The following is a 15613-nucleotide window of genomic DNA, read 5'->3' as shown; positions in this document are numbered from 1 at the left end:
CAACTTCTTGATTTCACTTGAAGTTTCGGGTGCGGCGCAGCATCGGGGCGATCATTCCGCGACGTACACCTGGGTGCCTGCGGCGGCGACCGTGTCGGCCATCTCCGGCGGCAGCGGCTTGTCGGTGAAGAGCGCATGCACCTGGCTCAGGTGCCCTTGCCGCACCAGCGCCGGGCGGCCGACCTTCGAATGGTCGGCGACGAGATAGACGGTGCGCGCATGCTGCATGATCGCCTCGGCCACCCGCACCTCGCGCGTGTCGAAGTCGCGCAGCGTGCCGTCGGCCTCGATCGCCGACGTGCCGATGATCGCGTAATCGACCTTGAACTGGCGGATGAAGTCGATCGCGAGCTCGCCGACGATGCCCTTGTCCCACGGCCGCACGATGCCGCCCGTGATCAGCACCTCGCAGTCGGGGTAGCCGCTCATCATCGACGCGACGTTCAGGTTGTTCGTGATCACGTGCAACCCGTGATGGCGGTTCAGCGCGCGAGCGACTTCCTCGGTCGTCGTGCCGAGATTGATGAACAGCGACGCCTGGTCGGGAATGTGCGACGCGGCGAGCGCCGCGATGCGCCGTTTCTCGTCGTGAAACATTCGCTGGCGTGCCGTGTACGACACGTTCTCCGAACTGGTCGGCAGGCTCGCGCCGCCGTGATAGCGGCGCAGCAGGTTCAGGTCGGCGAGCCAGTTCACGTCGCGGCGGATCGTCTGCGGCGTGACCGCGAAGTGCGCGGCGAGATCGTCGACCGTCACGAAACCGTCGCGCTGCACCCATTCGAGCAATTCCTGCTGGCGCGCGTTGAGGGTGAGGCGGGGATCTCGGGTCATGGCTCGGCGGTCGGATCGGGAGATGAAGCCGGTATTGTAAGGGCGGGAAGGGCGTCCCACCCGGCGCGCGGTGCACAGCGGCCGTTTATTCATGCGGCAAACGTATGGATTCATGTAATAAATGAATTTGTCCGATTGCGCGGATCGCGCTGCAATGGCGGACTGTCCGCGCGCGAATCGTGCGTGTCGCGCGGTGATTGAGCTTTCGACGAGGTAGCCCCCGATGACTGGCTTCAACTGGCACAACCCGTATCCGACGACCCGCATTCCGGTGTTCGCGCGCAATGTCGTGTCGACGTCGCACCCGCTCGCCGCGCAGGCCGGGCTGCGGATGCTGTGGAAGGGTGGCAACGCGGTCGATGCGGCGCTGGCCGCCGCGGCCGCCATCACGGTGGTCGAGCCGGTGTCGTGCGGGCTCGGCGGCGATGCGTTCGCGCTCGTATGGGACGGCGAACGGCTGTCCGGGCTGAACGCGTCGGGCGTCGCACCGGCTGCGTGGAACCCCGACTACTTCCGCCGGCGCCACGGCGAGGACGCACGCGGGATCGCGAACAAGCCGACGCGCGGCTGGGACACCGTCACGGTGCCGGGCGTGATCGCCGGCTGGGAAGCGTTGCATGCGAAGTTTGGCTCGCTGCCGTTCGCGGACCTGCTCGAACCGGCGATCGATATAGCCGAGCGCGGCTATTCGGTGTCGCCGATCGTCGCGCACAAGTGGGCGGCGGCCGTGCCCGAACTGCAGGGCCTGCCGGGCTTCGCCGACACGTTCATGCCGCGCGGGCGCGCGCCGCTCGTCGGCGAACGCATGCGCCTGCCGGGCCACGCGCAGACTTTGCGCACCCTTGCCGAGGACGGCCCGCGCGCGTTCTATGAAGGCGCGCTCGCGACTCAGCTCGCTGGCTTCGCACGCGAAGGCGGCGGCGCGCTGACCGAAGCCGACCTGCGCGCGTACCGGCCGGAATGGGTCGAGCCGATCGGCAAGCGGTTCGGCCATCACACGATTCACGAGATCCCGCCGAACGGGCAGGGTATCGCCGCGCTGATCGCGCTCGGCATCGCCGAGCATGCGGGCGTGATCGATTGGCCGGTCGATTCGGTCGACTCGCAGCATCTGCAGATCGAGGCGATGAAGCTCGCGTTCGCGGACGTCTACCGCTACGTCGCCGATCCGCGCGCGATGGACGTGACGCCCGAGCAGATGCTCGACGACGCATATCTCGCCGAACGCGCGAAGCTGATCGACCGCACGCGCGCGACGCACTTCGCGGCCGGCCGCCCGCATGCGGGCGGCACGATCTATCTGTCGGCGGCGGACGAACGAGGGATGATGGTGAGCTTCATTCAGTCCAACTACATGGGTTTTGGCTCGGGGCTCGTCGTGCCCGGCACGGGCATTGCATTGCAGAACCGCGGGCACGGCTTCTCGATGGATCCGGCGTCGCCGAATGTCGTCGCAGGCGGCAAGCGGCCGTTCCACACGATCATCCCGGCATTCGTGACCGAGGAAGCGAACGGCCGCACCGAGGCCGTGATGAGTTTCGGGGTGATGGGCGGAGACATGCAGCCGCAGGGCCATCTGCAGACCATCGTGCGGATGCTCGGTTACCGGCAACAGCCGCAGGCCGCGTGCTGCGCGCCGCGCTGGAAGGTCAATCGCGACTTCACGCTCGACGTCGAGGCGACGATGAATCGCGAGACGGTCGACGCGCTCGCCGCGCGCGGCCATACGATCAAGTCGATCGACGATCCTTACATGGATTTCGGTTCGGGGCAGTTCGTATGGCGGCTCGATCCGGACGATCCCGAGCGCGGTTACGTGGCCGCGAGCGACAGCCGCCGGGACGGTCTGGCGGCCGGATTCTGACGGAACCCTTCCAGTGTGGTGCGTCGACGGGCGGCCTGAAGGCCGCCCGTCCCGCTTGTGGCCGCGTCGTTCGTCGGGCGCGCGCGGCCGGTTCGACGAACCTGTCTAACGAACCGCAACATGGACGGTGGAACTGCGCGTGCGGGGCACGGTCAGTGCTTGAAGCACGAACATAAAAGTCCGGCTAAGATGCCAGGATGGTTCGGCCGGACCCATTCACTATAAATGCAAGCAAACGCCGCCTGCGGGTGCCGGGCCAGTGCGAAACGCACATGGGCCGGACGCCCGCGCGACGACTGGGAGCGCAACACCATGCATACTGAAACGACGCATGTCATGCCGTGGCGTATCGAGGACATCGACCTGAACCGGATCGATCGTCAGCGCGCCGCGGCGAACGAGGATCTGCTGCTGCTGCTGTGCGCATCGTCATTCATCGAGAGCGGCTCGGATCTCTACACGAGCAACCTGAGCGAGTTCTTCAACGACGATCCGGAAGTTTCCGCGTGGCTCAACAATGCGTGGGAGCACGAAGAATTGCAGCATGGCCGCGCGCTGAAGGCATATATCGCGCACGTGTGGCCCGAGTTCGACTGGGACACCGCGTTCGCGAATTTCTTCGCCGAGTATTCGAAGACCTGCTCGGTCGAAGCGTTCGAGAAGACTCGCGCGCTTGAAATGGTCGCGCGTTGCGTCGTCGAGACGGGCACGGCCACGCTCTACCGCGCGATCAACGAATGCTCGGACGAGCCGGTGCTGAAAGAAATCACCGACAACATCCGCTCTGACGAAGTGCGCCACTACAAGCACTTCTTCAAGTTCTTCAAGAAGTACAACAAGCTCGAAGGCAACGGCCGGCTCGCGGTGCTCGGCGCGCTGATGCGCCGCGTGATGGAAATCAAGAACGAGGATTCGGAAATCGCGTTGCGCCACGTGTTCGCGGTCCGCTATCCCGATCGCATCGGCGACGATCAATACAACCGCGAGCGTGCCGCGCGCATCAGCTCGCTCGTGCGACGCAACCTGTCGGCCGACATGTGCGTGAAGATGCTGCTCAAGCCGCTCGATCTGCCCGCGAAGATCCAGCCGAGCGTCCACTATCCGCTGACGAAGATCACGCGGCACGTGTTCATGCGCTGAGCGTCGTCGCGCGGCTCAACGCGCGTATGCTGCGGCATCGCCATCCGCTTTTCACCGGGCCGCCATCATGACCGAATCCCATCGCCACGCGCTCGAACAATGGACGTTCGACGCGTGGCCGCCGGCCGTCGTCGCCTTGTTCGACGGCACCGCGCTCGAACGCCATGCGGACCTCGCCGCGTCGCTGATCGTTGCAACTGGCGACGGCCAGCTGCGCACGACGCTGCTCAGCGTCGGCGAGATTTTCGCGCGGGACGCGCGCACGCTGTTGCTCGTGCTGTGGCCGCAATCGCGCGCGGCGCGCGCGCTCTTGCAACGGCGCACGGCCGCGCTGACGCTCGTTGCGGACGGCGCATTCTTTCAGGCACAACTGGTGATCGAGCCGCTCGAAGGGGACTTCGGCGGCCTGGCCGGATTCGCTGCGACGATCGCGCATGGCGATGCGCAGCGGGTCGGCTATGCGCATCTCGCGACGGGCGTCACGTTTGCGCTGGAAGGGGAGGGGCGCGCCGACGTGCTCGCGCGCTGGCAGCGCCAGGTCGAGCACCTGCGGCGCGCGGCCGCGCGGCTTCAGTGACCGCGCTGGCCGCTGCGCGACGAACGGTTGCGGTTCGCGTGCGCGGCATTGCCGTTCGCGGGACGCGCGCCGTTGCCGGCGCCGGACGGGCGACCGCCGCCGGTGGCGTTACCGCCCGTGCCGGCGGCCGCGCGCGGCTTGGCCGGCTTCGCCGCCTTCGGCTGCGCATTGCCATCGCGCTTCGCGGCCGGCTGGCCTGAGCCGCCCGCACGCGGCTGGCGATTGCCGCCGCCACTGCCGCCACCGCCGCGCGGCTGCTGGCCGCGACGCTGCTGGATCGGCTCCGGTTTCGCATTCGGATCCGGTTCGAAGCCCGCGATCACTTCTTGCGGAATCTCGCGCTTGATCAGCCGCTCGATGTCGCGCAGCAGCTGCTTCTCGTCGACGCACACGAGCGACACCGCTTCGCCGGTCGCGCCCGCGCGGCCCGTGCGGCCGATCCGGTGCACGTAGTCTTCCGGCACGTTCGGCAGGTCGAAGTTGACGACGTGCGGCAACTGGTCGATGTCGATCCCGCGTGCGGCGATGTCGGTTGCGACGAGCACCTGCAGCGTGCTGTTCTTGAATTCCGCGAGCGCACGCGTGCGCGCCGACTGGCTCTTGTTGCCGTGGATCGCCATCGCGCTGATGCCGTCCTTCGTCAGCTGCTCGGCAAGCCGGTTCGCGCCGTGCTTGGTGCGCGTGAACACGAGCACCTGGAACCAGTTGTGTTCGCGGATCAGGTGCGTGAGCAGCTCGCGCTTGCGATCGCGGTCGACCGGGTGGATCTTCTGCGCGACGCTTTCCGCGGTGGTGTTGCGGCGTGCGACTTCGATCAGTGCCGGCGAATCGAGCAGGCTGTCGGCGAGCGACTTGATTTCGTCGGAGAACGTGGCCGAGAACAGCAGATTCTGGCGCTGCGGCGGCAGCTTCGCGAGCACGCGCTTGATGTCGTGGATGAAGCCCATGTCGAGCATCCGGTCCGCTTCGTCGAGCACGAGGATGTCGAGATCCGACAGATCGATCGTCTTTTGCTGCATGTGGTCGAGCAGCCGGCCCGGCGTCGCGACGACGATGTCGACGCCGCGCTTGAGCGCATCGATCTGAGGATTGATGCTGACGCCGCCGAACATCACGGTCGAGCGCAGCTTCAGGTACTTGCTGTACGCACGCACGCTTTCCTCGACCTGAGCGGCCAGTTCGCGCGTCGGCGTGAGAATCAGCGCGCGCACCGCGCGCTTCGCGCCGCGGTGCTCGGCGTAGAACGTGTGCAGGCGCTGCAGGATCGGCAGCGTGAAGCCGGCGGTCTTGCCCGTGCCGGTCTGTGCGCCGGCGAGGAGGTCGCCGCCGCCGAGGACGGCGGGGATCGCCTGCTGCTGGATAGGAGTCGGCGACGTGTAGCCGAGCTCGTTGACCGCCTTCACAAGCGGTTCGGCCAGGCCGAGAGATTCGAAAGACATAGATACCACTCTTGAGTTTTATGATCGGCGACGCCTCGCGCGGCCCGCGCGGGGAACTGGCGTCGCGAAAAAGCAAAGGGGCGCGGCTGCGGTTTCCCGCAGCCGCGCCCCCGTCTTGTGTCGCGCGTTATTTAGTCAAGCGGCGCGGAACGCAGGTCGCTCACCTGTTGCGGCGAGATCGGCGTACCGTTGTTGCCCCACGACATCCGGATATACGTGACGACCGCAGCAACTTCCTGGTTCGACAGCGACTGCGCGAACGGCGGCATCCCGTACGGGCGCGGATTCTTGAACGTGCTCGGCGGATAGCCGCCATTCAGCACCATGCGGATCGGGTTGACCGCCGATTCCATCACGATCGAATGGTTGCCCGCGAGCGGCGGATAGGCCGGCGGCTTGCCCGCGCCGTTTTCGGCGTGGCAGGTCGCGCAGTTGTCCGCGTAGATCTTCTTGCCCTGGTCGAACAGCGCGTTGCCGAACTGCTTCGACGGCTCGTACTGCATGTTCTTCGGCGCTTCAGCCTTCTGCGGGATCGACTTCAGGTACGTCGACATCGCGCGCGTATCCTCGTCGGTCATGTACTGCAGGCTGTTGTGCACGACGTCGGCCATCGGGCCGAACACCGCGCCCTTGTTCGACACGCCGGCTTGCAGCAGGTCGGACAGCTCCTGCACGTGCCAGTCGCCGAGGCCGAGCTCCTTGTCGTTCGTCAGCGACGGCGCATACCAGTTCTGCAGCGGGATCAGGCCGCCCGCGAAGGCCGCCGAATTCACCGGGCCGCCCATCATGTTGATCGACGTGTGGCACATCGAGCAGTGGCCGAGACCTTCGACGAGGTAAGCGCCGCGGTTCCATTCGACCGACTTGGTCGGATCCGGCTTGTACTCGCCTTCCTTGAAGAACAGCGTGCGCCAGCCGATCAGCAGGTTGCGGTTGTTGAACGGGAACTTCAGCTCATGCGGACGGCTCGGCACCGAAACCGGCGGGACCGAACGCAGGTACGCGTAGATCGCGTCCGAGTCGGCGCGCGTGACCTTCGTGTAGCTCGCGAACGGGAAGCCCGGGTACAGCAGGCTGCCGTCCTTCGAACGGCCGGTGTGCATCGCGCGATAGAAGTCGTCCGACGTCCACTTGCCGATGCCGTCCTTGTCGTCCGGCGTGATGTTCGGCGTGTACATCGTGCCGAACGGCGTTGCCATCGGCAGGCCGCCCGCGAACGACTTGCCGCCGCGCACGGTGTGGCACGCGATACAGTCGCCGACGCGCGCGAGGTATTCGCCCTTCTTGATCAGCGCGGCCTGGTCGGCCGGCGTGGCCGCGACGGCGGAAGCGCCGTGCAGCGTGTCGTTGCCCGGCCACAGAACCGGCACGAGGGCGGCGGCCGCGACGATCGCGACAGCCGAGAGTGCAAACAGGGACTTGCGTTTCATTGTGTCTGTCTCCCTTGCCTTATTGCGGTTCGCTGCCGCAGGCGAGCGGAGTCTTCATCGAACGCGCCGGTGCCGGCACGGGGTTGGCGGGCGCCGGTTGCGCGGCGAGCCATGCGGTCACGACCGTCACGTCTTCATCCGACAGCTTCGATGCGATGTCGTGCATGCAATCCGGTGCCTTCGCGTGACGGTTGCCCGAGCGCCATGCGCCGAGCTGCGCGCTCAGGTAATCGGCATGCAGGCCGACGAGGCCCGGGATCGCCGGCTGCATGCCGGTCAGACCCGCGCCGTGGCAGGCCACGCAGGCCGGCAGCTTGCGGGACGGATCGCCTTGCGTGACGAGCTGCTTGCCGCGCGCGAGCGTTGCCGCCGGCAGCGTCGGCTTGGCCGGCGCCGGGTACGGCGGGCGCTCGGCCGAGAAGTGTTCGGCGATTTCCTTCAGGTAGTCGTCGTTCAGGTACGTCAGCAAATAGTTCATCGGCGGGTACTTGCGCCGGCCGTCACGGAAGTTGACGAGCTGGTTGTACAGGTACTCGGCCGGCTTGCCGGCAAGCCGCGGGAAGTAGTCGTTGTCCGTGCCCTGGCCGTGGACGCCGTGGCATGCGGTACAGCCGCGCACGCGCTCGGCCATCGTATCGGGTGCCTTGAGCGGCGCCTGCTGGGCGTGCGCTTGCTCCGTGGGCTTGGTCTGCGCTTGGGCAGCGCTCGTAAGGCCCGCTCCGCCGATCAACAGAACGGCGAGCAGCGGACGGAAGAGGCGTCTTGAAGACACACGAGACTCCATGTTTATTCGTCGGGGACCTGTCCGGGCTACGATCGGCTCGGCGCATGGACGGCAGGACAGCCGGGCTGCTGCGACGCGGCATTCTATCATCGATGGGTAATGACGGCTATTTGGCGAAAGGACATCGGTTCCTGTCTGTTTGCGACTTGCGACAATTTGACGCGCCGCGCGTCGCTGCCGTGTGAACCGACGTGCGCTGTGGCCATCGAAGACCGTACACTCGCGGGTCGCGCGGCGCCGCCTCCGCCGCAGATCCAGACATTTCTCCCGTTTCCGGATTCATCGATGACGTTTTCTACCGTGCCGTTGCCGTCTTTCCGCCGTTCTTGCACTTGCCGCCGCGCCGTCGGCCGGCCGTTCGCGGGAGGGCGCGCGCAATGAGGATCGACAGCTTGTGGGTCGGACAGGTCGCGCTCGCGGCTCTGATGGATGCGACGTTCGCGATGGCGGTCGGCTCGGCGCTGCTCAAGGCGTGGCTCGGCAAGGACGGCGCGCGGCCGGTCGTCGCGCCTGCGCATCCGGCGTGGATGCGCGCCCAACATTCGCTGGTCGCGGCGGCGCTGGCGCTCGTGCTTGCCGATCTCGGCTGGCTGCTGTACGAAGCTGCGTCGATGAGCGGCACCGGTCTCGGCGGCGGGTTCGCCGCGATTCCGACGGTGCTGATGCAGACTCACACGGGCTTCGCATGGAGCGTCGCGTTCGCGGGCGCCGCGGTGCTTGCGATCGTCGCGCTCGCGAAGCCCGAAGGGCCGCTCGCGCACGCGGTGCTGTGGCTCGCGGTGATCGCGATCGCGGCCGGCAAGGCGTCGCTCGGCCATGCGGCCGATACGGGCCCGCTGTCCGCCGCGGTCGGCGTGCAGACGTTGCACCTGCTCGCGACCGCGGTGTGGGGCGGCCTCGTGCTCGCGGGCGGGCTCGCGGTGCTGCCGCTGCTCGGCTCGTCGGTCGCACGCGGCGCGCTGATCCGGATCGGCCAGCAACTGTCGCGCACGTCGGTGATCGCGGTCGTGTTCGTGCTCGGCACCGGCGTGCTCAACGCGCTGCGCGGGCTCGGCGGCTCGCTCGCGCCGCTCGACGGCAGTACGTGGGGGCGCGTGCTGTTGCTCAAGCTGCTGCTCGTCGCGCTCGCGCTCGTGCTCGGCGGGTTGAACCGTTTCTCCGCGCTGCCGCGCCTGCGCCGCACCGCGTCGACCGAGGACGCGCATACGTTCCGCAACATCCTGCATCTCGAGGCGCTGACGATGATCGGCGTGTTCGTCGCGGCTGCCGTGCTTTCGTTCAGCGTGCCGGGGTTCGCGGCGCTCGGCTGACGGGCGACCTGCGGGGCGTGCGTCGCGCGCCCCGGGTGCGCGCCGTGCGAGGCCCGCATGCAGAAACGGCCGCCTTGCCGGGGCGGCCGTGTCGAGCGCGTTGCGCGGCACGCGTGCCGCGCAGTTTTTCCTGCCTCAAGCGTTCATCACCATTCGGCGACGCTGCCGTCCGCATGGCGCCACACCGGATTGCGCCAGCGGTGGCCGGTCTTCGCCATCTCGCGCACCTTTTCCTCGTTCACGTCGATGCCGAGGCCCGGGCCTTGCGGAATCGCGACGAAGCCGTCTTCGTAGCGGAACACCTCGGGATTGCGCAGGTAGTCGAGCAGGTCGTTGCCCTGGTTGTAGTGGATGCCGAGGCTCTGTTCCTGGATGAACGCGTTGTAGCTGACCGCATCGAGCTGCAGGCACGCGGCCAGCGCGATCGGCCCGAGCGGGCAGTGCAGCGCGAGCGCGACGTCGTAGCTTTCCGCGAGCGTCGCGATCTTGCGGCACTCGGTGATGCCGCCCGCGTGCGACGCATCGGGCTGGATGATGTCGACGTAGCCGCCCGCGAGGATGTGCTTGAAATCCCAGCGCGAGTAGAGCCGCTCGCCAAGCGCGATCGGCGTGTTGGTCTGGTTGACGATGTCGCGCAGCGCCTCGGCATTCTCCGACAGCACCGGCTCCTCGATGAACATCAGCTTGTACGGATCAAGCTCCTTCGCGAGCACCTTCGCCATCGGCTTGTGGACGCGGCCGTGGAAGTCGACGCCGATTCCGACGTGCGGGCCGACCGCATCGCGCACCGCCGCGACGTTCGCGATCACCTGCTCGACCTTGTCGTAAGTGTCGACGATCTGCAACTCCTCCGAGCCGTTCATTTTCACGGCCTTGAAGCCGCGCTCGACCACCGCGCGCGCGTTGTTCGCGACGTCGCTCGGCCGGTCGCCGCCGATCCACGAATACACCTTGATGCGATCGCGCACCTGGCCGCCGAGCAGCGCGTGCACGGGCACGCCGTGATGCTTGCCCTTGATGTCCCACAACGCCTGGTCGACGCCCGCGATCGCGCTCATCGTGATCGGGCCGCCGCGATAGAAGCCGGCGCGGTACATCACCTGCCAGTGATCTTCGATCAGCAGCGGATCCTTGCCGACGAGGTAGTCCGCGAGTTCGTGCACCGCGGCCTCGACCGTGTGCGCGCGACCTTCGACGACCGGCTCGCCCCAGCCGACGATACCCTCGTCGGTTTCGATCTTGAGGAACAGCCAGCGCGGCGGGACGACGAAGGTTTCGAGGCGGGTGATTTTCATGTCGCGAGTCTCCAGGTGGACCGGCGCGCGCGTGCGGATGCGGCGCGGGTCGAATACATGACGGATATCCTAGCGCAGCGCATTAAAAAATAGTATTAATAGCACTATTGTGCAGATAGTGGGCAACCGCCGGGATGCCTGCGCAACGGAGAACGATCATTCAACGCGACCTGCATGGACAGACGGCTTTCCGGCTGGCGACGGCGATTCTGCGCGGCGACTATCCGCCCGAGACGCTGCTGCCGCGGGAGCCGGACCTGATGGAGATGTTCGGCGTGAGCCGCACGGTGCTGCGCGAGGCGCTGCGCACGCTGACGTCGAAGGGGCTGGTCGAATCGCGGCCGAAGGTCGGCACGCGCGTGCGGCCGCGCCGTGCGTGGAACCTGCTCGACGCCGATCTGCTCGACTGGTACGCGCGCGTCGCGCCGCCGCTCGCGTTCGCGCTGAAGCTGCAGGAGATGCGCGAGATGATCGAACCGCACGCGGCGGCACTCGCCGCGCGCGCACACGGGCCCGGCGCATTCGACGCGATCGAGGACGCGGTGCGCGCGATGGCTGCCGCGCGCACCGTCGACGAATGGGTGCGCGCGGATCTGCGCTTTCACCTGAGCGTGCTGGAGGCCGGCGGCAACGAGCTGCTGGTGCCGCTCGGCGCGCTGATCGACCGCACGCTCGAGGCGCAGCTGCATCTGAATGCGCGGCGCGCGCACGTGTTCAACGCGTCGCTGGCCGAGCATACGGCCGTCAGCGATGCGATCCGCGTGCGCGACGAGGACGGCGCGCGCCGCGCGATGGCGGCGCTGCTCGCGGTCACGCGGGCGCGGATCGAGAAGTCGTGAACGGCGGCCGGCGCGCGGCCGTCAGTGGCTCGGGCAGCCGCCCGGCTTCAGCACGCGCTGCGTCGACGCCGGGTACTTCGCGAGCAGGCTCGCGGGCCGGCGCGGCCGTGCGACCAGATCGCCGCCGCAGTTCGGGCAGCGCCCTTTGAGCACGTCGTCGGCGCAGCTCGCGCAAAAGGTACATTCGAATGTACAAATGCGTGCTTCCGCCGAATCGGGCGGCAAATCCTTGTCGCAGCATTCGCAGCCGGGGCGCAGTTCGAGCATCGCGGTATTCCTTGCAGTGGAACGGTTGTGGGCGGGGGGCGTACGCCGCAGGACATTGCACGCGGCACGCGTGAGCGCTACTGTACGCGCTTGAGCCGGCCCGGCCAACGGTGTCCCGCCGGGATGCCGATGCACGCACGGGCCGCCCCGGGAGACGACCATCCTCTATCGCGGAAGCTGTCACTGCGGTGACGTGAAGTTCGGCGCGCAAGGCGACTTGCGGCGCGTGATGGCGAGCAACTGCTCGATCTGCCGGCGCAAGAGCGCGCTGATGTGGTTCGTGCCGCGCGATCACATGACGCGCGTCGCGTCCGACGACAACCTTGCGACCTACCTTGTTCAACAAGCACGTGATCAGGCACCGCTTCTGCAAGCGCTGCGGAATTCACACGTTCGGCGAAGGCACGCATCCGGACGGCACCGAGATGGCCGCGATCAACGTGCGCTGTTTCGACGATGTCGATATCGATGCGCTGTGCGTCACGCACTTCGACGGCCGTTCGCTGTGAACGGCGCGCAGGCGCCGCGCGCGCGTCGAGCGTCCGGGCTCACTGTCACGACGGCTCGGCCGGCGCCGCTTGCGGCGTCGGCGTTTCCGCCTGCGGCGCGGGGCCCGCGGTGCGCGTGCCTGCCGTGGCCGGACGCTCGATCAGCGGCGCGAGCGCCGGCGCCATCGACTTCAGCAACTGCACGGCCATCGCGCTCGTGAAGTCGTAGCGCGCAGCGTATGGCTCGTGCGCGGTCGCCGTCAGCACGCCGAAGAAGCGGTCGCCGAGCACGAACACGAACGTGCCGCTGCGATTGACCTTGCGCGACTCGATCAGCCGCGCGCCGCGCGCGTAGACGTTGAAGCGCTGGTCGCCCGTCCCGGTCTTGCCGTACACGTCGAGCGTCTTGCCGTCGGGCAGCGTGAAGCCGCCCGCCAGGCGTCGCGCGGTGCCGTTCAGCACGACGCCGCGCAGCAGCGTGCGTGCGACGTTGACGATCTCCGGCGACAGCGTCTGCTGCGGCTGCGCGGCCGCGCGCACGAAGCGCGTTTCGTACGGCGTGCCCTTCGCAAAGTCGAGGCGGGTGATCGTCTCGGTGGGCGCCTTCTGCCCGCCGTTCGCGATCAGGCCGATCAGCTTGGCGAGCGCGTCGGGCTGGTCGCCCGATGCGCCGATCGCGGCCGCATACGACGGCGTGACTTCCGCGAACGGGTAGCCGAGCGCACGCCACGCCTTCGTGATTTCGCCGTATGCGCGCAGCTCGACCATCCGGCGGATGCGGCGGTCCTGCGTCGCGTGATAGCGCGTCTTGTAGAGCCACGAATAGGTGTAGAAGCGCGCGTCGTGGCTGTCGCGCTGGACGTCGGCGAGCGACGCGTCCGGGTGCGCGCGCAGGTAGTTGAGCGTCCACAGCGCGAGCGGGTGCACGCTTGCGATGTAGCCGCGATCGTTCAGGTTGAAGCGGTCGATCGCGTACTTCGCGTACAGCGCGGCGAGATCGTCGTCCGACAGCGTCGCGGCCGGTGTGCCCTTCAGCTGCGCGCGCATCTGCGCACTGAACCACGCAAGCGATTCGTTTGGCGCGACGCTGCGCAGCACCGTCGCGATCTTCGGCGGCGACTTGCGCACGTCCTTCAGCATCAGCGCGAGCGCGTCGTCGGGCGCCTTGCCCGCATAACGCGCGTAGTAGCGCTTCACGTACACCTTGCTTTCGCCGTCGACGAACTGAGCGAGGTAACGCTTGCGCTGTTCCGGATCGCCGAGCCACGACGACGACGGGCCGGCCGCCTTCAGCATCTCGTAATGGACGATGTCGCGCATCAGGCGCACGAACACGAGGTTCACCGAATGCTCGAACGCCGCATGCAGCGTCAGGATGCGGCCGTTGTCGGATTTTTCGAAGTTCGAGAACACCTGTGCGCCGCCGCCCGTGTAGAACACGTCCGGGCTCGCCGAGTACTTGCGTTCGACCGACGCGTCGAGCATTGCCTGCAGCGAGCGGTCGCGCGTGTGCGACAGGTAGTCGAGCGCCCAGCGCGACAGCCCGTCGAGCGGATCGGGCTTCACTTGCGCGAGCTGCGCGTTCGACAGGCTGCCGTAGCGCGCGTGCAGATCGGACACGATCTGAAGGTACGTGATCAGCGTGCGCAGCTTCGCGGTCGAGCCGAGGTTGATGCGGCCGCCGCGGTTCACGTCGAACGGCTGGTTCACGCTGTCGGTCTGCACCCGCAGCAGGTTCGCGCCGTTGCGATGCTCGTACAGCGTGAAGCTGTACGTAAGGTGCGACGGGTCGTCCTTCGGCGCGAGCATTTCGAAGCCGTACAGGCCGGCCGCCTGGGCGCCGTCGCGGGTCGACGCCTGCGCGAGCCGCTCGGCGACCGCCTGCTGTACGCCGTTGTCGAGCGTGCTGGTCGCTTCCAGGTCGAGCTGGTCGAGCTGGTACAGGTCGCTGATCCCGAGCGCGGCCAGCAGCGACGCGCGCGCGGACGACACGGCCTTGCGCGACACGAACGACTGCACGCGCGCCGCGGGCGGCGGCGCGCTGCGATCGATCCGCGCGGCGAGCGCGGCATCGCGCAGCGCGGGCGAGATCACGCCGCCGTTCGACAGCAGCCGAAGATAGCTGTCGGTCAGCTTCTGCAGCGCCGGATAGCCGCGATTCAGGAAGTACGACGGCGCGCGCTGCGCGATGATCAGCGACAGCACCTCGCGAAACGCCTTGCCTTGCTCGTCGACGTTGTCGCCGGTCGTCGGCGCGGACAGGATGCGATTCACGTCGTTGAAGTCGCGGCCGTACCACGCGGCGAGGCCATCGCCCAGGCCGGTGATTTCGCCGATGTGCGGCCGTGCGGCGAGCGGCACCGAATTCAGGTAGCGCACCAGAATTCCGCGCCGCGCGAGCATCGTCTGCGGGCCGTTCATATACGCAAGCACCGACGCGGATGCAATCTGCCGCAGCTTCTCCGGCGGCGTCGCCGTACGGCCGTCAGGCGAATGGCGGAACTTCTCGATCTGCGTCGCGAGCGTGCTGCCGCCGGGGCGCGCCTGGTGATGGTTGACGACGTGCAGCGCCTGATCGGCGAGCGCGCGGCTGAAGCGTCCCCAGTCGATCGCCGGATTGCGGTTCGGCTGGTTCGGGTCGAGCAGGTAGCGATCCTCGATGAACATCAGCGAATCGGCGACCACGCGCGGCACCGTGTCGAAATCAGCGTACACGCGCTGCGGGAACACCGTCGCGAACAGCGGCGCGCCGGTCGAGTCGAACAGCATCAGCCCGGTCTGGTCTTTCTCTTCATAAGGCAGGAACAGCCCGTGATCGGCGAGCGCCAGCATCCGGTCGGAATCGCGCGCCTGTTTGCCGACGACAAAGCCGTGCGCGAGCAAACGCTGCTGGAATGCAGGAATCATCGAATAGCCGAGGCGCTGATCGTACGGCCCGTTCGCGGGAAAGCGGATGTGGTCGCTCGCGCCCGCCTCGACGGTGTAGCCGACGTCACGGGTGAGCTCGGACAGATAGTGGGCCTGCAGGCGCGACGTCTCGATCTCGGTCATCACGAGCCGCGCGAGGATCGCGATCGCGATCACCAGCGCGGCCAGCAACGACCACTTGATCCACGTCCAGACCGATGCAGTCCCGGTCACCCGCGGCAGGATGCGATTCAGCGGCCGATTCATGGCGGCGTCTCCCTGAAGGCGCGGGCTCCGGCCGCACCTCATTAAGGATTAGTGTAGTCCTCCGCAGCGGGCTGCCAAGGGCGTTCACTACTGAGATGCGCGGGCGCAACGCGCATGCCCGCGACCGCGCAGCGCCGGTGCTGCACTGCCGCTGTGCATGCGGACCCGGTTCAAC

Annotated in this window: 12 protein-coding genes and 1 pseudogene; 6 read left to right on the top strand and 7 right to left on the bottom strand. The window is 67.5% G+C overall.

What is annotated here, in order from left to right:
- Positions 1-51: 51 nt before the first annotated feature.
- A complete protein-coding gene (locus WK25_RS13000; RefSeq protein ID WP_040141834.1) occupies positions 52-831 on the bottom strand; it encodes a DeoR/GlpR family DNA-binding transcription regulator in 780 nt (259 codons plus the stop codon).
- A gap of 223 nt (positions 832-1054) precedes the next feature.
- Between WK25_RS13000 and WK25_RS12995 the strand changes: the two genes are divergently transcribed.
- The 3 genes from WK25_RS12995 (at position 1055) to WK25_RS12985 (ending at position 4412) form a co-directional block, all read left to right on the top strand.
- The gene (locus WK25_RS12995) at positions 1055-2695 is read left to right on the top strand and encodes a gamma-glutamyltransferase family protein (RefSeq protein ID WP_069241733.1); all 1641 of its coding nucleotides are present in this window, start codon (positions 1055-1057) and stop codon (positions 2693-2695) included.
- 312 nt (positions 2696-3007) lie between these two features.
- On the top strand, positions 3008-3835 hold the full coding sequence (locus WK25_RS12990; RefSeq protein WP_040141830.1) for a ferritin-like domain-containing protein: 828 nt from the start codon (positions 3008-3010) through the stop codon (positions 3833-3835).
- Between the two features lie 67 nt (positions 3836-3902).
- A complete protein-coding gene (locus tag WK25_RS12985) occupies positions 3903-4412 on the top strand; it encodes a hypothetical protein (RefSeq protein WP_069241732.1) in 510 nt (169 codons plus the stop codon).
- Here WK25_RS12985 and WK25_RS12980 read toward each other — a convergent pair.
- The 3 genes from WK25_RS12980 to WK25_RS12970 form a co-directional block, all read right to left on the bottom strand.
- The gene (locus WK25_RS12980; RefSeq protein WP_069241731.1) at positions 4406-5851 is read right to left on the bottom strand and encodes a DEAD/DEAH box helicase; all 1446 of its coding nucleotides are present in this window, start codon (positions 5849-5851) and stop codon (positions 4406-4408) included. The two genes, WK25_RS12985 and WK25_RS12980, sit on opposite strands and share 7 nt — an antisense overlap.
- A gap of 131 nt (positions 5852-5982) precedes the next feature.
- Positions 5983-7281 (bottom strand): c-type cytochrome, encoded by a 1299-nt coding sequence (locus tag WK25_RS12975; RefSeq protein WP_040141823.1) that lies wholly within the window; start codon positions 7279-7281, stop codon positions 5983-5985.
- Between the two features lie 19 nt (positions 7282-7300).
- On the bottom strand, positions 7301-8065 hold the full coding sequence (locus WK25_RS12970; protein ID WP_069241730.1) for a c-type cytochrome: 765 nt from the start codon (positions 8063-8065) through the stop codon (positions 7301-7303).
- A gap of 377 nt (positions 8066-8442) precedes the next feature.
- Between WK25_RS12970 and WK25_RS12965 the strand changes: the two genes are divergently transcribed.
- Positions 8443-9375 carry a CopD family protein gene (locus WK25_RS12965; protein ID WP_040141819.1) on the top strand — a complete coding sequence of 311 codons (933 nt, stop codon included), beginning with the start codon at positions 8443-8445 and terminating at the stop codon, positions 9373-9375.
- A 146-nt stretch (positions 9376-9521) separates the two neighbouring features.
- Here WK25_RS12965 and dgoD read toward each other — a convergent pair whose 3' ends face one another.
- A complete protein-coding gene (gene dgoD, locus WK25_RS12960) occupies positions 9522-10670 on the bottom strand; it encodes a galactonate dehydratase (RefSeq protein ID WP_040144789.1) in 1149 nt (382 codons plus the stop codon).
- Positions 10671-10804: 134 nt separating this feature from the next.
- On the opposite strand from dgoD, the gene WK25_RS12955 reads away from it, so the two are divergent.
- Positions 10805-11509, top strand: coding sequence for a FadR/GntR family transcriptional regulator (locus WK25_RS12955; RefSeq protein WP_040141817.1), 705 nt, complete (start codon positions 10805-10807; stop codon positions 11507-11509).
- A 21-nt stretch (positions 11510-11530) separates the two neighbouring features.
- On the opposite strand, the gene WK25_RS12950 is transcribed toward WK25_RS12955, so the two are convergent.
- A complete protein-coding gene (locus WK25_RS12950) occupies positions 11531-11776 on the bottom strand; it encodes a DUF1272 domain-containing protein (RefSeq protein WP_059548649.1) in 246 nt (81 codons plus the stop codon).
- A gap of 160 nt (positions 11777-11936) precedes the next feature.
- Between WK25_RS12950 and WK25_RS12945 the strand changes: the two are divergent.
- Positions 11937-12285, top strand: a pseudogene (locus WK25_RS12945) (GFA family protein).
- Between the two features lie 45 nt (positions 12286-12330).
- On the opposite strand, the gene WK25_RS12940 reads toward WK25_RS12945, so the two are convergent.
- Positions 12331-15438, bottom strand: a complete 3108-nt coding sequence (locus WK25_RS12940) for a transglycosylase domain-containing protein (protein WP_059548648.1) — start codon at positions 15436-15438, stop codon at positions 12331-12333.
- Positions 15439-15613 lie beyond the last annotated feature (175 nt).

Origin of the sequence: Burkholderia latens (genome assembly GCF_001718795.1) — a bacterium.
In the GTDB taxonomy this organism is placed as follows: domain Bacteria; phylum Pseudomonadota; class Gammaproteobacteria; order Burkholderiales; family Burkholderiaceae; genus Burkholderia; species Burkholderia latens_A.
This window is presented reverse-complemented; position numbering and strand designations above follow the sequence as displayed.